Origin of the sequence: Yersinia sp. 1652 StPb PI (assembly GCF_041538345.1) — a bacterium.
Classification (GTDB): Bacteria; Pseudomonadota; Gammaproteobacteria; order Enterobacterales; family Enterobacteriaceae; genus Yersinia; species Yersinia enterocolitica_E.
The window spans coordinates 769932-789149 of record NZ_JAULSM010000001.1 but is presented as its reverse complement, the minus strand read 5'-3'; the positions used below and the strand labels follow the sequence as shown (position 1 = coordinate 789149).

Genomic DNA, 19218 nt, shown 5'->3' with positions numbered 1-19218 from the left:
TTATCCCCAAAGCAATTGAAGCCGCAGCGGTGTTAGCTGCGGCTTAAAGTACGAAGGTGATCAATCCAAACGTGGATAAGCATCGGCTATCTTATCGCCAGTAAAATGTGCCACCCACCCCTCAGGATTATCAAATACCCGAATAGCCGTGAAATTCGGTGCAGACCCCATATCAAACCAGTGGCGAGTATCGGCAGGGACAGAAAGTAAGTCATTCTTTTCACAAAGTATTTGATAAATTTTACCGTTCAGATGCAAACAGAACAGCCCTGCCCCTGCAACGAAAAAGCGCACTTCATCTTCGCCGTGGGTATGTTCTGATAAAAACTTCTCACGCAACACTTCCCGCTGAGCGTTATCAGGCCGCATGCTAATCACATCCCAACTCTGATAACCCTTCTCCGCCACCAGCCGGTCAATCTCATGTTGATAAGCTGCAATCACCGCCTCCGGCTGTGGATTTTCACCCAGTTCACGATCTGCCTGCCAGCGCTCAAAGCGCACACCAATAGCAGTCAGTTGCTGCTGGATCTCTTCAGCATTATGGCTTTGCCACAGCGGTTGTTCCGGCTGCTCATCACTAAAAATCGTTAATCCGCTCATGCTGTAAAATCCTCCAAAACGATTTGATCAAAACGGCTCACCTGTGGGTGGCGGCTTTCGTTATCAGGTAAGTCGCGAATCAGTTGGCAAGTTTGCCAACCCGCCAGTTGCGCGGCATCCAACTCCTGGCGGATATCAGATAAAAACAGCAGTGCTTGTGGGGCGATAGCTAATTGACTAGCAATATTCTGATAAGAACTCACCTCACGTTTTCCCCCAACATGGGTATCAAAATAGCCACTGAATAGCGGGCGTAAATCCCCTGCATCGCTGTAACCAAACAACAGTTTCTGCGCAGCAACCGAGCCAGAAGAGTAGACATATAACCCCAAACCCTGTTGCTGCCAGTCGGCCAATTGCCGGGCCACTTCTGGGTAAAGATGACCACGAAAGTCCCCTTGCAGATAACCGGTGCGCCAGATAATGCCTTGAATCGCTTTCAACGCCGTGGATTTACGGTCTTCATCCATAAAACCATGTAACGCGGTAATCAATGTTTCAATATCAGCACCCGGCTGTGCAAGCTCATGGCGCAGACTGGTTAGCGCTACGGCAATCTCTTCATCCTGCTGATGTGCACGCAAATAGGGCGTCAGTCGCTCGCGGGCATAGGGGAACAGCACCTGATGGACAAAGCGGATGTCACTAGTGGTGCCTTCAATATCGGTAACAATAGCCTGGATCATTTAGCCCCCACGTTAGGATTGAGATCAAACCAGCGGCGCTGCAGTTCACACTGGAACAAGAATTCCAGCCCTTCCAGATGACGACGGGCTTCCACCACGCTATTTCCCCAGCAATACAGGCCATGACCGCGCACCAAGAATCCGTAGTGTAACGGGTTATTATCTGCCAGTGTGGCAACCCGTTGGGCTAGCGCCGGAATATCCTGATCATTATCAAAAATAGGGATGGCAACCGCATCCAAATGGCTACGCTGACCCGACAGTGATTTCTGCATTTCATAACCTTGCAATACTAATTCATGGCTACGCTCAACCCGAGATAGCACGGTGGCATTCACCGAGTGAGTATGTAACACCGCATTGATCTCTGGATACAGACGATAAAGCAAGGTATGTAGCCCGGTCTCTGCCGAGGGTGTGCGCCCACTTGGAACATGGTTGTTGGCGGTTTCTACCAGTAGAAAATCATCAGCGGTGAGGCTGCCTTTATCTTTACCTGATTCGGTAACCAGACAATGAGTCGAGTCCAGCCGCAGGGACATATTACCACCGGTCGCTGGGCACCAGCCCTTCTCCCCGATCCAGTGGCAGGCGGCTAACAGCGCGCCAAGTTGTACATTTTCTGTCATTGCATATCCCTGTTGTGGTGTAGGTGGGTCATCACATTTAGCAACCGCAATTTGCCCAACGATCAGCCTTAGTACATTTTTATCTATGCTTAGCAAATTACGGCATTTAGCCGTTTAAACATCTAAGCGTCTTGATTGCCAAATCTTAACATCGTGTTATATTGACGGCAACATACAGCGCCAGGAGTATTCATCTGCCATGAGCACTTTATCCTTTATTCCAGACAGTAAATTGCCGGCACAAGGCACCACAATCTTTACGCAAATGAGTGCATTGGCGCAAAAACACCAAGCGATTAACTTATCGCAAGGGTTCCCCGATTTTGATGGTCCAGACTATTTGAAACAGCAATTGGCCTATCATGTCAGTCAAGGTGCAAACCAATATGCCCCAATGACCGGCGTGGCACCGCTGCGCAATGCAATTGCGGAGAAAACGGCTAAAATCTACGGCTGGCAGCCCGATGCCGACAGCGAAATCACCATCACTACCGGTGCCAGCGAAGCCCTGTTTGCCGCCATTACCGCCCTGGTGCGCCCAGGCGACGAAGTTATCTGCTTTGATCCCAGTTACGACAGCTATGCACCGGTAGTTAAACTGGCGGGCGGCATACTCAAGCGCATAGCACTAAAACCCCCGACATTCGCCACCGACTGGTCTGAATTTGCTGATCTGGTTTCTGAACGTACTCGTCTGGTTATCGTCAATACGCCGCATAACCCTTCAGCGACTGTTTGGCGGGCGGAAGACTTTGAACAACTGTGGCAAGTGATTGCTGAACGTAATATCTATGTGCTGAGCGATGAGGTGTACGAACACATCTGCTTTAGCGCCGCAGGCCATGCTAGTGTGCTGGCTCATCCGCACCTGCGCCAACGCGCCATTGCAGTGTCCTCTTTCGGCAAAACCTTCCATATGACCGGTTGGAAAGTGGGGTATTGCATCGCCCCCGCCGCTATCAGTGCCGAAGTGCGTAAAATTCATCAATATCTGACCTTTTCGGTTTGCACGCCGGTTCAGCTCGCATTGGCGGATATGCTCAATGCCCAACCAGAGCACTGGCAGCAACTGCCCGATTTTTATCGCGCCCGTCGTGATCGCTTCGTCAATGCGCTGTCCACCAGCCGCCTGAAAATTCTGCCGAGTGAAGGCACCTATTTCCTGTTGGCCGATTACAGCGCGGTTTCTGATCTTGATGATGTTGAATTCTGCCAATGGTTAACCGAACATGTCGGCGTGGCAGCGATACCGTTATCGGTATTTTGTGAAGGCCCGTTCCCCCATAAACTGATCCGGCTGTGCTTCGCCAAACAGGATGCCACGCTGGATGCTGCTGCGGAGCGATTGTGTCAACTTTAAAACTGACCCTGTTGCAACAGCCATTGGTATGGTTGGATGCACAGGCAAATCTGCGCCATTTTGACATGCTGTTGGAGCCACTCCGGCAGCGTGATGTGATTGTGTTGCCAGAGATGTTTACCACCGGTTTTGCCATGAATGCGGCTGAAAATGCATTATCAGAAGGTGAGGTCATCAACTGGTTACGCCATTGGGCCACAGTTACTGATGCCCTGATTGGCGGCAGTGTGGCGCTGAAAACCACCGAGGGTGCGGTGAACCGCTTCCTGCTGGTTGAACCGAATGGGCGCGTTCATCATTATGACAAACGCCACTTATTCCGCATGGCCGGTGAGCACCACCACTATCAAGCGGGCAAAGAGCGCAAGGTGGTGGAATGGCGTGGCTGGCGAATTTTGATGCAAGTTTGCTATGACCTGCGCTTTCCGGTGTGGTCACGCAATTTGCAAGATTATGATTTAGCACTCTATGTCGCGAACTGGCCTGCTCCCCGCGCCAAACACTGGCAAAGTTTACTGACAGCGCGCGCGATAGAAAATCAGGCTTACGTCGCCGGATGTAATCGGGTCGGCGATGATGATAACGGCCATCACTATCAGGGCGACAGTGTGATTCTGGATGCTCAAGGCGAGGTGTTGGCGCAAGCAGAACCGGGACTGGCTGTGCAACTGGATGCTGAGTTGTCTTTAGAAACATTGCAGAGCTATCGCGAAGCCTTTCCGGCATGGCGCGATGTTGATGATTTTTTATTGTTGTAAAGGTAAAACCAGGGGGAGCCGTACCGCAAAAGTGCTCCCCCAGTGTATTAAACCCGTTGCCAGGATAGCACCGTTTCCAGATAAGCCTGAATGGCTAGTGCAATATCACTATGAGTGACGGATTCATCAGGATGATGGCTTACCCCTCCTTTGCAGCGCACAAACAACATCCCTACCGGCCAGCACTCAGCAACAGCAATGGCATCATGCCCCGCACCACTAGGCAGCAATAATGAGCGCCCCTGTACCCGATCAATACTGGCGTTGATTCGCTGGCGCAAAGCCATATCACATTCGGTAGCACTGATACGGTAAAACTCTTCTGATGAAAAAGTCAGGCCGCGCTGTGCTGCTATCACTTGCGCCTGCGCCAACAAACTGGCCAGTAACTGGTCCACGTGACAGTCTTGCGGGCCACGAATATCCAGCGTCAGAACCACCTCTGCGGCAATCACATTCACAGCACCTGGCGAACAACTGAGTGTTCCAACTGTCGCCACTAAATGTTCACCATAGCAAGCAGTCAACTGTTCAACGACACCAATCCATTGCGCCGCACCGGCCAATGCATCTTGCCGCTGCCCCATCGGCACCGTACCAGCATGGCCCGCTAAGCCAATAAATCGGCAATTCAGACGGCGCGCGCCATTGATTGCCGTCACCACGCCCAATGCCAAATCGGCCTTTTCTAAACACGGCCCCTGTTCAATGTGCAGCTCCAGATAAGCACAAAAATCACTCACCTCACGTCGCGCACTGACAATAGCCGCGGGGTCAAAATCAAGGTTCTCCATGGCCTGCGCCACACTGACACCCTCAGCATCGGTTTTACTCAACCAATCGGCCGGCCAGCACCCAGTGATACCTTTACTACCCAGCAGGGTAATACCAAAGCGCGTACCCTCTTCATCGGCAAAACCAATCACCTCAATGGCCACCGGCAGCCGCTGCTGCTGACGATACAAATACCCCACCACTTCTAGCGCACTTAATACACCTAACATGCCATCGTAACGGCCGGCATTGCGCACCGTATCAAGATGAGAGCCTAACAATAGGGCCGGCGCATCAGGTTGCAGCCCTTCATAACGGCCGCAAATATTACCAACTGCATCCTGCCAGACGCGCATCCCGACCGCCTGCATCCATTCACCCACTTGCTGATTTGCCCGCAAATGTTCAGGAGACAGGTACACCCGCGTCAGCGCATCCGCTGATTCACTGATTGCCGCCAGCACATCACAACGGGCCAAGACCCGTAATGCAGCCTGCTCTGCCTCGGCATCCGGCAGGGTAACAGCCATCAGTTCGCTCCGTTTAGTGGATCAATAACCGGTTTATCACTCTCAGCCTGATAGACATTCCACGCGCTTTGCAATCCGTTGCCCTGAACCGTGGCAAAACCTAAACGGTTTAATACCGCCTCCAATGCCACCAGCGTTTGCATCACACAATCTTTACGCGCGTTATATCCCATAGTGCCGATGCGCCAAATTTTGCCATTTAACGGCCCGAATGAGGTACCAATCTCGATACCAAAATCATTTAGCATCAGTTGCCGCACTTGCTCACCAGGAACACCGGTCGGAATAACCACCCCCAACACATTGTTCATGCGGTGCTTCATATCACCGAACACCGCCAGCCCCATTCCCTGAATGCCCGCCAACAACGCTGCACCATGCAAAGCATGACGGGCAATACCGTTATCCAATCCCTCTTCCAGTATTACTCGTGCGCATTCCCGTGCCGCAAACAACATACTGGTGGCTTCGGTATGATGATTCAGGCGCTCCGGCCCCCAATAATCCATGATCATGCCCAAATCAAAGTAATTGGAATAGATCATCTCTTCGTCGCCATCAGCATGATCCTGAGTACGGATCCCCTGCTCAATACATTTGCGCCGCCGAATTTGCTCAGCGAATTGTGGGCTGAGGGTTACCGGAGCACTGCCTGATGGCCCGCCAAGGCACTTTTGCAACCCGGCAGATACCGCGTCCAACCCCCAGGCGTCAGTTTCCAATAGGTTCCCCCCCAGCGATGCAGTCGCATCGGTATAAAACAACACTTGATGGCGGCGACAGATCTCGCCCAACTCAGCCAGCGGCTGCAACATGGTGGTTGAGGTATCGCCCTGCACCGTCAATAGCAGCCGTGGGTGCACTTTCTTGATAGCATCTTCAATCATTTCTGGGCTGAATACCTCGCCCCACGCCACTTCGATAGTGTGGACTTCGGCCCGGCAACGGCGGGCAATTTCACACAATAAGTGACCAAAACGGCCAAAAACCGGCACCAGAACTTTATCGCCAGGGCGGATGGCCGACAGCAAAACCGCTTCAATACCCGCACGAGAGGTGCCATCGATCAACATCGTCCACTGATTCTCAGTGCGGAAAACCCCACGATATAGCGCCATCACCTGATTCATATACTCTGTCATCGCCGGATCGTATTGCCCGATCAACTGACTGGCCATTGCCCGCAATACCCGGGGATCGGCATTGATCGGCCCCGGCCCCATCAGCAACCGTGCCGGTGGGTTAATCTGACAAAACAGCGGGTTAGGGTTTATTGCCGACATAGAAAATCTCCATCCTTAAATAATTCAGTGAAATGTGGCCTACAAACCACGGACCGATGATATAAACTGTTTTAATTCAGTAGTTTGTGGATTAGCAAATAAGGCGCGACTTTCGCCCTGCTCCCACACCCGCCCTTGATGCATAAACACCACCCGGTCACCCACTTCACGGGCAAAATTCATCTCATGGGTCACCAGAATCAGTGTCATACCTTCTGCCGCCAACTGTTCGAGGACTTTCAACACTTCCCCCACTAACTCAGGATCCAAAGCCGAGGTGATCTCATCGCACAGCAATACCTTCGGCTGCATCGCCAGCGCACGGGCAATCGCCACACGCTGCTGCTGCCCACCGGAAAGATTAGCCGGGTAATAATCGAGCCGGTCTGCCAGCCCAACGTTTTCCAGCATCAACGCCGCCAGTTCACGGCACGCGGTCGTGCTCTTTTTCAGTACCCGACGCGGTGCCAGCATCACATTCTCCAATGCTGTCATATGTGGGAACAGATTAAAATTCTGGAACACCATGCCTACCGAGCGGCTAATCTCCCGCGCCTGCGAATCACGATCCGTTACCGTCATACCGCCCAACTTGATACTGCCGTCCTGATATCCCTCCAGCCCGTTGATACAACGCAATAAGGTACTTTTACCTGAACCACTGCGGCCAATTATCGAGATCACTTCGCCCATCTCGATATCCAGATCTACGCCTTTAAGTACATGGTTCTGGCCATAGTATTTTTGAACCTGATTAATGGTGATCAGCGGCATGGAATTTCCTCTCCAGATAATGGCTGTAACGCGACAACGGATAACACATCAGGAAATAGCCCAGCGCCACTAAGCCAAAAACTTTAAACGGCTGATAAGTGACATTATTGAGCATGGTGCCCGCTTTGGTTAATTCGACAAAACCAATGATCGATGCCAGTGCTGTGCCCTTGATAACCTGCACCGAGAAACCCACGGTCGGTGCAATTGCGATACGCATCGCCTGCGGCACAATCACCCGCAATAACGTCTGGCTGAAACTCAGGCCCAGACAGCGGGAAGCCTCCCACTGGCCTTTCGGCAACGCGGCAATACTGCCACACCAGATATCCACCAGAAAGGCACTGGTAAACAGTGTCAAAGCCATCGCCGCAGCCGCCCACGGGCTAACATCAATACCCAACAGCGCTAAGCCGAAGAAGGCCAGAAACAGTTGCATCAGCAACGGCGTGCCCTGAAACAATTCGGTATATAAACGGACAAAACGAGCAGCCCAACACCAACGACTCAAGCGCATCAACATCAATGGTAATGTCACTAATGTGCCGCCGAAAAAGGCCGTTAGTGACAGTAACAGCGTCCAGCGGGCGGCCAATAACAAGTTACGGATGATATCCCAGTCAGTAAACATCATGAGTTATGGCTCCCAAAGAATCGACGGCCAACCGCCAGCAGTAATTGGCGCATTGCGATGGCTAACAACAAATAGAGCAAGGTGGTCACCAGATAGACCTCAAAACTGAGGAAGGTGCGCGACTGAATCAGGTTGGCGGCAAATGTCAGCTCTTCAAATGACACCTGCGATACCACCGCAGAACCGAGCATCACAATAATGCACTGGCTTACCAGCGCCGGATAAATGCGCTGTAACGACGGCGGTAGGATCACGCGGAAAAAAGTCTGACTACGGCGTAACCCTAATACCCGCCCCGCCTCCCACTGGCCTTTAGCGCTGGCTTGAATGCCGGCACGAATAATCTCCGTGCTATAAGCGCCCAGATTGATAGTCATCGCCAGTAAGGCTGCCTGACCGGCGCTAAGTTTCAAGCCAAGTGCCGGTAAACCAAACACAATAAAAAACAGTTGCACCACGAATGGGGTATTACGCACAATTTCTACATAACCGCCCCATATCCGGCGCAATATAACCCTATCACCACAGCGAATTGCGGCTCCCGCTATCCCCAGCGCAATACCGCCGAGGGTGGCCATAGCCGTCAGCTCAATGGTGGTCAACAGGCCCGACAATAGTTCAGGCAGATAAGGCCACAAAGCAGAGAAATTAAGCTGATAGGTCATAGCCAGCTCCTGTTATGCACCCAAATCAGCCGGTAACGGCGCCTTCAACCATTTCTCGGACAAACCATTTAGCGTGTTATCCTGCAATGCTTCCCCAATCAGTGCATCCACTTTGGCTTTCAGAGCCGGTTCTCCCTGACGTAAACCGATATAACACGGTGAATCTTTCAGCATAAACTTCGCCACCGGTGCCTGGGTTGGATTCTGGCGAACCAGTGCACTGACCACCAAATTGCCCGTCGCCAGATAATTCACCTGACCAGACAGGTAGGCTGACAGCGTAGTGTTGTTATCTTCATAGCGTTTAATCTGAGCATCTTTAGGGGCTAACTCACTCAGCACCATATCTTCCACTGCACCACGGGTTACCCCCACCGTTTTACCTGCCAATTGTTCTGGTTGCTTCAGTGCATCGTCTTTAGCACCAAATACACCCAAGAAAAACGGCGCATAGGCACGGCTAAATGCGATGGCTTTTTCCCGTTCAGGATTTTTACCCAAGCTGGAAATCACTAAATCCACTTTATCCGTTTGCAGATAAGGCACTCGGTTGGCACTGGTCACCGGCACCAGTTGCAACTTTAGTTTCATCTTATCGGCCAAATAATGCGCCATATCGATGTCATAACCCTGCGGCTGAAGATCCGTACCAACCGAGCCAAATGGCGGGAAATCCTGTGGAACGGCGACCCGCAACACACCACGCTGCTGAATTTGCTCTAACTGATCGGCTAACACCGAAGGAGCCTGAACCCATATCAGTGCAGCACCCAGCAAGGCCAACATCCGCTTTTTCATGTTCATAGCATATCTCCGCTAACTCAGTAATGAAACGATGGATTCTTTAAAAGCAAACACTGAAACCATCGTTGCAACTACTGTGCCAATGATAACCTATGACGAGAGGCCCATATTTAGGCTCACTACACGAATCACAAGGAATAAATCGAAGGGAAGGACTCACAATCAAGGTGCAAATCAACAATCAAAACGCACCACAAAAGTGCATTAATTGATAAAAAGAAGGCGTTAGCGCGCCGCCGGGAGGTGAAAGTGACATAAGCTGCCGCAACAGCCAGAAGAGGGTTAACCCCTTCGGACACTAAACTAAACAATAGCCTTTTGACCTATCGGGCGAACAAACTACCGTTGCTCTAACTCTCCTAAAGCATCATATAAATCAGCGATTTGATGAATTCGCTGACGACCCTGTGCGAGCATTTCATGCAACAAAGCATTACTCAGTAAATTTGCCAGACTCATGGCCGAAGAGTAGCTATCAAAAGCCGATACGCTGTCGAGCGGCGTAGTCAACCGCCAACGTGCTAACGGCAATATTGATTGAGCCTGCGGCTCACAAATCAGCAGCGTCGGCACGCCTTGTACCTGCATTTGTAGTAGGATCTCGCGGATAACTTTTGGCCGGCGGCGAAATGCCACCACCATAACTAAATCACGCGGCGTGACATCCACCAACTCCTCTGCCAGCGTCTGCCCCGCTTGCGGCACCAACTGCACGTGCTGGCGCACCTGCAACAACTGTTGACGTAAATGCAGAGCAACCGGGTAACTGTTTCGTAGCCCCAACAATAAGATACGCGGCGCACGTATCATCGCATCGATAACCTCGGCTAACTGACGGCTATCCAACTGACTCACCCAATGCGTTAAATTCGCCATTTCTTGCTTATAGTGGCGCGCCAGCAAGGTGTTCCCTTGTACCGCATCACGGCTATCGGTCAATGGCATACCGCTTTGACGCAAGGTGCGTACTTCTTCACGCATTTCCCGGTAACTGGCGTACCCCAGGCGCTTAAACAGCCGGCTAACCGTGGCTTTAGACACCCCACTCAAGCGCGCCAATTCAGCACTGTTATAGCTAATCAGGTCGTCAAAATGATCAAAAATAAAATCAGTAACGCGCTGCTCCTGCGGGGTCAATTGCGCATAATGTGCCCGCAAACGTTCATCAATCTGTTTCATACCCTTCTCCGGCCAATGAAACTATCGTTTCAGCATAAGCATTTTTGCGGAAAATAGCACACAAGCCCACCGCAGTAATAAGATAATTTTCATGCTGAGTGCTAAATCTGTCATTCGGGAGCCCGTCGGCCACGGTTCGATTAGCCTGCTTGGTTGAAGCAAAGTGATCACCGATCGAATATCAACTAAAACCCGATCTGAACTGAACTGAGATAAAATTTATCCCTTGGTTTATCATTCCTAATTATCTAATACTGTCGCTCTTATCAATTCAGAATAATTCCTTATGACACAAAAAGCTGAAAACTCCGGGTTAAGTCCGGCATTGATCGTGTTGATGTCGGTCGCAACCGGACTGGCTGTTGCCAGCAACTACTATGCCCAGCCACTGCTGGAAACCATCGCACAAACCTTTAATCTCTCGGTCAATCAGGCTGGGTTTATCGTTACTGCGGCCCAGTTGGGCTATGCCGTGGGATTAATGTTCCTGGTGCCGCTAGGGGATATGTTTGAACGCCGTGGGCTGATTGTGGGCATGACCTTGCTGGCCGCTGGCGGCATGCTGATTACCGCGATGTCACAAAACCTCACTATGATGATTGTTGGCACCGCGCTCACTGGTTTGTTCTCAGTGGTGGCACAATTACTGGTGCCGCTGGCGGCCACTCTGGCTGCGCCGGAAAAACGCGGCAAGGTGGTCGGTATTATTATGAGTGGCCTGCTGCTGGGGATTTTGCTGGCACGAACCGTGGCGGGAGCACTGGCCTCCATTGGCGGTTGGCGCACCATTTATTGGGTCGCCAGCGCGCTGATGTTCGTCATGGCATTGGTATTGTGGCGCTACCTGCCGCGCTATAAACAACATACTGGTTTAAATTACGGCCAACTGCTTGGATCGATATTCTCGCTGTTTATTCGCACACCAGTGCTGCGTACCCGTGCCTTGCTCGGCGCGCTCTCGTTTGCCAACTTTAGTGTATTGTGGACGTCGATGGCCTTCTTACTGGCTTCTCCCCCCTTCGGCTATTCAGAAGCTACTATCGGGCTATTTGGCCTGGTCGGTGCTGCTGGCGCGTTGATGGCGACCAAAGCTGGCCAATTGGCGGATAAAGGTAAAGCCCGCATCACCACCAGTGTTGGTTTGGGATTACTGCTGTTGTCATGGATACCTATCGCCCTGGGGCAGCATTCCATCATCGCGCTGATTATCGGCATTGTGGTGTTGGATCTGGCAGTTCAGGGGGTGCATGTCACCAATCAGAGCGTGATATATCGCATGATGCCGGAAGCCAGAAATCGCTTAACCGCCGGTTATATGACCACTTACTTTATCGGTGGGGCGTTAGGTTCGCTGATTTCAGCAGCAGCATACCAACATGCGGGCTGGTATGGTGTGGCAATGGCCGGTTTGGTGCTATGCATACTAAATATTACGACGTGGCTGGCCGGTAAACGCTTTGATCCTCCCGCTAATCAACCCGTTGAGTGATCTCAGTTAGTTAGCTAACTAATAATCAATACAGATATAAATTTGGGTTATAGGGTGTTAAGAAAATTACCACTCTGGTAATGTTACCTAACTTGTTATTTTGCCCTGTAACCCAAAGATCTTATGCCAAGCCAAATCACCGACTCTCCGCCAGCTACCCGGTCAACCGCCACCTTTACGGAGGGCATTACCGATAGCCTGCCTATCGTTATCGGCTATTTACCCGTCGCCTTCGCCTTTGGTCTGAGTTCGGTAAAACTGGGTTTTACCCCGCTGGAAGGTATTTTCTTCTCTTGCATCATTTATGCCGGTGCCAGCCAATTCGTTATTACCGCCCTGCTCAGCGCCGGGATGTCATTATGGGTTTCCGCCTTAACCGTGATGGCAATGGATATCCGTCATATCTTGTATGGACCGGCACTCAAACACCGTATTCTGACCAAATTATCCGCTAAAAAAACCGCGCTGTGGGCATTTGGTTTGACCGATGAAGTGTTTGCTGCTGCCACCACCAAGTTAATGAAAGATCAGCGGCGCTGGAGCGAAAACTGGATGCTCGGTATCGCGTTTACCTCTTGGCTATCTTGGGTGGCAGGTACCGCAATCGGTGCCATGTTTGGCAATGGCCCGTTGGAGAATTATCCCGCTATTGAGGCCTCCCTCTCCTTTATGTTACCGGCGTTGTTCTTGAGCTTTCTGCTGGCCTCATTTAAACGCCAATATAGCCTAACCGTTATCGCCTCGCTGAGTGGCGCATTGCTCGGCGCCGTGTTGTTCTCTATTCCGGTGGCGATTTTGGCCGGAATTGGCGCAGGGTGCCTGGCCGCCCTGCTGCAACCCACACCAGAAGTGGTGACCGAACACAGTGAAAATAACGAGCAGGAGCCGACACCATGAATTCAGATGTCCTGATTATTGGGTTAGTGGTGGGGACGGTAAATTACCTGTTTCGTTATTTGCCACTGCGCCTGGGACCAGCACGTAAACCAGCGGGTCTGCAACGAGGCCGCGTTTCACTGCTGTTGGACAGCATTGGGATTGCTTCTATCTGTGCGTTATTGGTGGTTTCCAGTACACCAGAAATTATGCATAACCCGCAGAAACTCATGCCGACACTGATTGGCTTTCTGGTTATCTGCGGCTGCTTTTATAAAACCAACAGTATTATCTTCGCCACGTTATTTGGCGCGATCAGCTATGGACTGACATTCAAATTGCTCATGATTTTGGGGTAAGAGATTGCCTGAATTGTGAGCTAAAACACAATACCCTTACAATTACTGATACTAATTACTTACAAACAGTGACTGAATAACACGAATTGCTAAATTTTTCTCGAATTATACCGTTTACATTATTAGTCACTATCGTTACTGTACCATTTGAAATTAATGAGGCTCATTATAATGGAAAGTTCGTTTAGTCCTATAGAACAGATGCTTAATTTTCGTGCCAAACGCCAGAAAGATTTCCCTTATCAGGAGATTCTACTGACACGCTTGTGTATGCATATGCACAGTAAGTTGCTAGAAAATCGCAACAAAATGCTGAAAGCACAAGGAATTAACGAAACCTTATTTATGGCATTAATTACACTGGATGCGCAGGAAAGTCGCAGTATCCAACCGTCTGAACTGAGTGCGGCACTGGGTTCTTCGCGCACCAATGCGACCCGCATTGCTGACGAACTGGAAAAGAAAGGTTGGATTGAGCGCCGCGAAAGCCACAATGACCGCCGTTGTTTGCATTTGCATCTGACCGAGGCAGGCGTTGAGTTTTTGAATCAGCTGCTGCCCCCACAACATAAATGTCTGCATTTTCTTTGGTCAACCCTGGACGCTGACGAACAGCAACAGCTTGAAACGCTGACGCGCAAGTTACTGTCTCGTTTAGATCAAATGGAAGTACCGGAGCAGTAATTCCAATATATCTACCCAGGCGCATTACTTGATCCAGGTAAATAACTATGCGATCCCCACATAGCTGGAGACTCACGCCTTTGTTCGCCATTTTTTAAGGGCTGAACTGACGACTGATTTACTCGGCTAACACCCGGATATTGCAGCCCAATGCCCGTTATAACACTGGGATTATCGGCAGTGATGAGCTGTTGGTAACCGAATCACAATATCTACAACAGCAACAATCGGAACTTAGCGCCAGCAACCATTTATTGCAGGCCAGGATTAGTTTGATCCGTTCATTGGGTGGTGGTTATCAGGCCCCGGTCAATGAGGGTTCACAAAATAAAACAATATAAAATGTGGGGAAGACCATGAGTACAAGCGCGGAAGCTCAAATCCCGCAACAACCGCAGAACAAGAAGAAGCAACGTAAACGCATACTTCTTCTCCTGACGGTTATTTTTATCATCCTTGGCGTGGCCTATTTTATTTATTGGTTCTTGGTGTTACGTCATCATCAAGAGACTGATAATGCTTATATTTCAGGCAACCAGATACAGATCATGTCGCAGGTTCCCGGCAGCGTGGTCAGTGTCAATTTCGAAAATACCGATTTTGTTAAAAGTGGCGATGTACTGCTGGCTCTTGACCCAACTGATGCCGAACAGGCGTTTGAGCAGGCAAAAACCGCATTGGCTAACAGTGTGCGTCAAACCCACCAGCTCATGATTAACAGTAAGCAGTATCAGGCGAATATTGCTCTGAAAAAAACTGAACTGAGTAAATCACAAAATGACCTACAACGCCGTGTGGTGCTCGGTTCGGCTAATGTTATTGGCCGTGAAGAGCTGCAACACGCCCGTGATGCCGTCGATGCCGCACAGGCTTCGCTGGATGTTGCGATTGCACAATACAATGCCAATCAGGCATTGGTTTTAAATACCCCATTGGAAAAACAACCGGCTGTCGAGCAGGCTGCGGCCAAGTTACGTGATGCCTGGCTCTCCTTGCAACGGACCAAAGTTGTCAGCCCGGTAGACGGTTTTGTTTCACGCCGCAGTGTGCAAGTGGGTGCTGAAATTGCCAATGGCGCGCCATTAATGGCAGTTATCCCGGCAAACCAGATGTGGGTTGACGCTAACTTTAAAGAGACACAGTTAGCAAATATGCGCATTGGCCAAAGCGCCACAGTCATAACTGATTTCTATGGTGATGACGTGGTTTATCAGGGGAAAGTGGTTGGTCTGGACATGGGGACCGGCAGCGCCTTCTCACTGTTACCGGCGCAAAATGCCACCGGTAACTGGATTAAAGTGGTTCAGCGCCTGCCAGTCCGTATCGAACTGGATAACAAACAACTGGCTGAACATCCGCTGCGTATTGGCCTGTCTACCACGGTTAGAGTGGATACCGCCAACACCGATGGCCAAGTGCTGGCACAAAATGTGCGTAAAGAACCTGCATTTGTAACTAACGCGCTGTCACTGGATTTAGCACCGGTTAATCAAATGATTAGCGACATTGTTCATGCGAATGCGGGTTAATGTTGATGCAAATGCAAGTTAAGCGCGCCGGAGGCCTCTGTGGCACAAAAACCGCTTGAGGGTGCCCAACTCGCCTGGATGACGGTCGCGCTATCATTAGCAACCTTCATGCAGGTGTTGGACTCCACCATTGCAAACGTGGCTATTCCTACTATTGCCGGTGATTTAGGCTCATCCAACTCGCAAGGCACTTGGGTTATTACTTCGTTCGGGGTGGCAAATGCTATTTCGATCCCCATCACCGGCTGGCTGGCCAAGCGCATTGGTGAAGTGCGCCTGTTCCTGTGGGCAACCGGGCTATTTGCTCTGGCTTCATGGTTGTGTGGTATTTCCAACAGCCTGGGGATGCTTATCTTCTTCCGGGTGATTCAGGGGTTGGTCGCAGGGCCATTGATTCCGCTATCGCAAAGCCTGTTACTAAATAACTATCCGCCAGCGAAGCGAAGTATGGCCCTGGCATTGTGGTCGATGACAATTGTCGTGGCCCCGATATTTGGGCCGATCCTCGGCGGTTATATCAGCGATAACTATCACTGGGGCTGGATCTTCTTTATCAACATCCCTATCGGGCTGGTGGTTATTCTGGTCGCAGGCAGTACCTTAAAAGGACGTGAGACCAAAACTGAAATCAAACCCATTGATACGGTGGGGCTGGTGCTATTGGTGGTTGGGATCGGCGCGTTACAAATCATGCTTGACCAAGGTAAGGAGCTGGATTGGTTTAACTCGACCGAGATTATCGTCCTGACGGTCATTGCCGTGATTGCCATTACCTTCTTGATAGTCTGGGAACTAACCGACGACCACCCGGTGATTGATCTCTCGTTATTCAAATCGAGAAACTTTACCATTGGTTGCTTGTGCATCAGCCTGGCCTATATGTTGTACTTTGGCGCGATTGTCTTGCTGCCACAACTACTACAGGAGGTATATGGCTACACCGCCACCTGGGCTGGCTTGGCATCTGCGCCGGTAGGCATATTGCCGGTGCTGTTATCACCGATCATTGGTCGCTTCTCTCATCGAATTGATATGCGACAGTTAGTCACCTTCAGCTTCATTATGTATGCGGTATGTTTCTACTGGCGGGCTTACACATTCGAACCGGGAATGGATTTTGGTGCATCGGCGTGGCCGCAATTTGTGCAAGGCTTTGCTATTGCCTGCTTCTTTATGCCACTGACCGCCATTACGTTATCTGGCTTGCCGCCAGAGCGCATGGCCGCAGCATCCAGTTTGTCTAACTTCCTGCGAACCTTGGCGGGATCGATTGGTACCTCCATCACCACAACGCTCTGGACGCAAAGAGAATCGATGCACCATTCGCAACTGACCGAGTTTGTTAACCCGTTCAACCCGAATGCGACATTGATGTATCAGGAGTTAGAAAAACTGGGGATGAATCAGCAACAAGCCTCGGCTTATCTGGCACGGGAAATTACCAATCAGGGGCTGATTATCTCTGCCAATGAGATCTTCTGGCTCTCGGCGGGAGTATTCCTGCTGCTGCTGGCGCTGGTGTGGTTTGCCAAGCCACCCTTTACCTCCGGCGGCGGCGGCGGTGCGCACTAGCGGCTAACGCTGAGCAACAAAAAGGGCACTGACTTATCATCAGCGCCCTTTTTTATTTTTCTAGCTTAGTGATATACCCAAAGTCATTGGAGTTGCAGGTAGGCAGCAAGCAATGCCGCTAACAACCCTGCTGCTGCAAGGACCAGGGTATTATTGGACGCTATTCTGACGCCACCACTCCGACAGCAAAATACCTGTTGCCACTGACACATTCAGGCTTTCTACCCGGCCAGTTCCGCCGATAGACACACTCATATCGCCCTGCTGCCAGGCACTGTCGGTCAGGCCATCACTCTCTTGACCTAATACCAGCACCATTTTGGCAGGCAGTTCAGTTTTTGACAGACTGACACCTTTATGGCTCGATGTGGTCACGATGGTGTAACCGGCTTTACGGAAGGTATCCAACACCGAGAGGAAATCGTCTGCATTGATAGCCTTGATATGCTCCGCACCACCTTCGGCGGTACGCACTGCAGCACCCGATTCCAGCATCGCCGGATCTTGCAACAACACGCCGTTAATACCGAAATGCGCGCAGGTCCGCATAATGCCGCCGAGGTTATGTGGGTTACCCACATCTTCCAGCGCCAGTACACAGTCTTTAGCTTGAGTCTGCTGTTGCAGATAGGTTTCTGCATCCAGACCCTGACGTTTCTTGATAAGGAAGCACACGCCACCATGGTGTTCAGTGCCAGAAGCCTTCGCCAGCTCCTCTTCTTCAACCACATGATAAGCCTTGCGGTTAGCCGCCATCCATTTCAGCGCTTCGCGAAAACGAGGGGTAACTGACTGCACAAACCAGGCGCGGACGATAGCGTCCGGGCGGCTTTCAAACAATGCCTTACAAGCATTCTCACCATAAACACGTGTTTCTTCAGCCCGCTGACGGCGCAATTGCGCCGGATCTACATGACTTTTACCGCTGATGCCACCATGATCAAACTCTGGCTCTTCTGATGGCGCACGGGATACCGTTTTCCACGGTGAATCGTAAGGGCCATTGCCTTCAGAACGTGCCGGGCGGCTAGGACTCACGCGTTCATTACGGCCGGAATCATTACGACGTGAATCATTATTACGCGATGAACTGCCCCGACTTGCATTGTCACCTGGACGACCTTTGCTTGCCGGACGCTGGTTTTTACTACGGTTATTGTTGTTACGGTCGTCACTGCTGCTTTCGTCACTGCGGACGTACATCACTTTAACTTTGCCGTTTTTGCCACTAAATGAATCGTTCATTGTCTTCTCCACCAACGCGCAGGGCGCGAAGATTACCTGATGTCCGCCCGGTTAGCCATAAGCAAGCGCTAAAAGCTAGCAACTATCGTATTCATCGAATAAACCTTTTTGGCACTTATCCCATTTATCTCCATAATAGATAACAACAAGGAAACAAGTCAGCGATGTTTTCTCTTCTATCTATTGAGACACTAAATAAAGGCTAATTTATGAATACGGTATGTACAGCTTGTATGGCGACTAACCGCCTACCGGAAGAACGTATTGATGACGGCGCTAAATGTGGGCGCTGCGGCCACTCTTTATTTGATGGCGAGGTGATTAACGCCACCACTGAAACGCTGGATAAATTGCTGCAAGATGACCTGCCGGTGGTCATCGACTTCTGGGCTCCGTGGTGCGGGCCTTGCCGCAGCTTCGCGCCTATCTATGAAGATGTTGCCGCAGAACGCGCCGGAAAAGTCCGTTTCGTCAAAGTTAACACCGAAGCCGAACCCGAGCTTAGTACCCGTTTCCGTATCCGCAGCATTCCTACTATTATGCTGTACCGCAACGGTAAAATGGTCGACATGCTCACTGGCGCATTGCCAAAAGCGCCTTTTGATCATTGGCTAGATGAGCAATTATCAGTAGAGCCAGCCGCCCGATAAGCTAGTTTAACTCATTTATCGCGTCTCGGCGCAGCGTAGTCGCCCGGTGAGATTGATGCCCTGACAGTTTTTTGTCGGGGCATTGTTTTTTTGTTTTATGGTATGACTAAGCGTAAGGGTTGATTAGAATAGCGC

At 50.7% G+C, this 19218-nt stretch carries 20 protein-coding genes and 1 pseudogene; 10 read left to right on the top strand and 11 right to left on the bottom strand.

Features of this window, described 5'->3' with window-relative positions:
* Nucleotides 1–60: 60 nt before the first annotated feature.
* The 3 genes from Q2T71_RS03565 to Q2T71_RS03555 are packed head-to-tail and all read right to left on the bottom strand — an operon-like array spanning nucleotide 61 to nucleotide 1918.
* Nucleotides 61–603, bottom strand: a complete 543-nt coding sequence (locus Q2T71_RS03565) for an acireductone dioxygenase (protein WP_372558142.1) — start codon at nucleotides 601–603, stop codon at nucleotides 61–63.
* Nucleotides 600–1289, bottom strand: coding sequence for an acireductone synthase (gene mtnC, locus Q2T71_RS03560; RefSeq protein WP_372558141.1), 690 nt, complete (start codon nucleotides 1287–1289; stop codon nucleotides 600–602). Before mtnC ends, Q2T71_RS03565 begins: the two co-directional genes overlap by 4 nt.
* Nucleotides 1286–1918, bottom strand: a complete 633-nt coding sequence (locus Q2T71_RS03555; protein ID WP_372558140.1) for a methylthioribulose 1-phosphate dehydratase — start codon at nucleotides 1916–1918, stop codon at nucleotides 1286–1288. The genes mtnC and Q2T71_RS03555 overlap by 4 nt, the downstream gene beginning before the upstream one ends.
* Nucleotides 1919–2117: 199 nt before the next feature.
* Here Q2T71_RS03555 and Q2T71_RS03550 point away from each other — a divergent pair, with 199 nt between their 5' ends.
* On the top strand, nucleotides 2118–3278 hold the full coding sequence (locus tag Q2T71_RS03550) for a pyridoxal phosphate-dependent aminotransferase (protein ID WP_372558139.1): 1161 nt from the start codon (nucleotides 2118–2120) through the stop codon (nucleotides 3276–3278).
* Complete coding sequence (locus tag Q2T71_RS03545) at nucleotides 3266–4036, top strand: amidohydrolase (protein ID WP_372558138.1); 771 nt, start codon at nucleotides 3266–3268, stop codon at nucleotides 4034–4036. Before Q2T71_RS03550 ends, Q2T71_RS03545 begins: the two co-directional genes overlap by 13 nt.
* Nucleotides 4037–4083: 47 nt before the next feature.
* Here Q2T71_RS03545 and hpxK read toward each other — a convergent pair whose 3' ends face one another.
* The 7 genes from hpxK to Q2T71_RS03510 all read right to left on the bottom strand — a co-directional run bounded on the left by hpxK (nucleotide 4084) and on the right by Q2T71_RS03510 (nucleotide 10679).
* Nucleotides 4084–5340, bottom strand: coding sequence for an allantoate amidohydrolase (gene hpxK / locus Q2T71_RS03540; protein ID WP_372558137.1), 1257 nt, complete (start codon nucleotides 5338–5340; stop codon nucleotides 4084–4086).
* Complete coding sequence (locus Q2T71_RS03535) at nucleotides 5340–6623, bottom strand: alanine--glyoxylate aminotransferase family protein (RefSeq protein ID WP_372558136.1); 1284 nt, start codon at nucleotides 6621–6623, stop codon at nucleotides 5340–5342. The genes hpxK and Q2T71_RS03535 overlap by 1 nt, the downstream gene beginning before the upstream one ends.
* A 39-nt stretch (nucleotides 6624–6662) precedes the next feature.
* A complete protein-coding gene (locus tag Q2T71_RS03530) occupies nucleotides 6663–7397 on the bottom strand; it encodes an amino acid ABC transporter ATP-binding protein (protein WP_372558135.1) in 735 nt (244 codons plus the stop codon).
* On the bottom strand, nucleotides 7378–8031 hold the full coding sequence (locus tag Q2T71_RS03525) for an amino acid ABC transporter permease (protein WP_372558134.1): 654 nt from the start codon (nucleotides 8029–8031) through the stop codon (nucleotides 7378–7380). Before Q2T71_RS03525 ends, Q2T71_RS03530 begins: the two co-directional genes overlap by 20 nt.
* Nucleotides 8028–8696, bottom strand: coding sequence for an amino acid ABC transporter permease (locus Q2T71_RS03520; protein ID WP_083160181.1), 669 nt, complete (start codon nucleotides 8694–8696; stop codon nucleotides 8028–8030). The genes Q2T71_RS03525 and Q2T71_RS03520 overlap by 4 nt, the downstream gene beginning before the upstream one ends.
* 12 nt (nucleotides 8697–8708) lie before the next feature.
* Nucleotides 8709–9500: a transporter substrate-binding domain-containing protein gene (locus Q2T71_RS03515; RefSeq protein ID WP_372558133.1), complete on the bottom strand. Its 792-nt coding sequence runs from the start codon at nucleotides 9498–9500 to the stop codon at nucleotides 8709–8711.
* A gap of 339 nt (nucleotides 9501–9839) precedes the next feature.
* Entirely contained in the window at nucleotides 9840–10679 is an 840-nt protein-coding gene (locus tag Q2T71_RS03510; protein WP_372558132.1) for a MurR/RpiR family transcriptional regulator, read from the bottom strand.
* 286 nt (nucleotides 10680–10965) lie between these two features.
* On the opposite strand from Q2T71_RS03510, the gene Q2T71_RS03505 reads away from it, so the two are divergent.
* From Q2T71_RS03505 to emrB, 7 genes and pseudogenes are all read left to right on the top strand, one after another.
* The gene (locus Q2T71_RS03505; RefSeq protein ID WP_372558131.1) at nucleotides 10966–12168 is read left to right on the top strand and encodes an MFS transporter; all 1203 of its coding nucleotides are present in this window, start codon (nucleotides 10966–10968) and stop codon (nucleotides 12166–12168) included.
* 123 nt (nucleotides 12169–12291) lie between these two features.
* The gene (locus Q2T71_RS03500; RefSeq protein ID WP_372558130.1) at nucleotides 12292–13065 is read left to right on the top strand and encodes an AzlC family ABC transporter permease; all 774 of its coding nucleotides are present in this window, start codon (nucleotides 12292–12294) and stop codon (nucleotides 13063–13065) included.
* Nucleotides 13062–13403, top strand: coding sequence for an L-valine transporter subunit YgaH (gene ygaH, locus Q2T71_RS03495; protein ID WP_372558129.1), 342 nt, complete (start codon nucleotides 13062–13064; stop codon nucleotides 13401–13403). Before Q2T71_RS03500 ends, ygaH begins: the two co-directional genes overlap by 4 nt.
* A gap of 171 nt (nucleotides 13404–13574) precedes the next feature.
* On the top strand, nucleotides 13575–14087 hold the full coding sequence (gene mprA / locus Q2T71_RS03490) for a transcriptional repressor MprA (RefSeq protein ID WP_083160191.1): 513 nt from the start codon (nucleotides 13575–13577) through the stop codon (nucleotides 14085–14087).
* A gap of 149 nt (nucleotides 14088–14236) precedes the next feature.
* A pseudogene (locus Q2T71_RS03485) lies at nucleotides 14237–14428 on the top strand (transporter); the annotation flags it as partial.
* 15 nt (nucleotides 14429–14443) lie between these two features.
* On the top strand, nucleotides 14444–15616 hold the full coding sequence (gene emrA, locus Q2T71_RS03480; protein ID WP_083160193.1) for a multidrug efflux MFS transporter periplasmic adaptor subunit EmrA: 1173 nt from the start codon (nucleotides 14444–14446) through the stop codon (nucleotides 15614–15616).
* 39 nt (nucleotides 15617–15655) lie between these two features.
* A complete protein-coding gene (gene emrB, locus Q2T71_RS03475) occupies nucleotides 15656–17188 on the top strand; it encodes a multidrug efflux MFS transporter permease subunit EmrB (protein WP_083160195.1) in 1533 nt (510 codons plus the stop codon).
* Between the two features lie 150 nt (nucleotides 17189–17338).
* Here emrB and Q2T71_RS03470 read toward each other — a convergent pair whose 3' ends face one another.
* On the bottom strand, nucleotides 17339–18433 hold the full coding sequence (locus tag Q2T71_RS03470; protein ID WP_372558128.1) for a tRNA/rRNA methyltransferase: 1095 nt from the start codon (nucleotides 18431–18433) through the stop codon (nucleotides 17339–17341).
* Between the two features lie 209 nt (nucleotides 18434–18642).
* On the opposite strand from Q2T71_RS03470, the gene trxC reads away from it, so the two are divergent.
* Nucleotides 18643–19083, top strand: coding sequence for a thioredoxin TrxC (trxC, locus tag Q2T71_RS03465; protein WP_372558127.1), 441 nt, complete (start codon nucleotides 18643–18645; stop codon nucleotides 19081–19083).
* The last annotated feature ends 135 nt before the right edge of the window (nucleotides 19084–19218 follow it).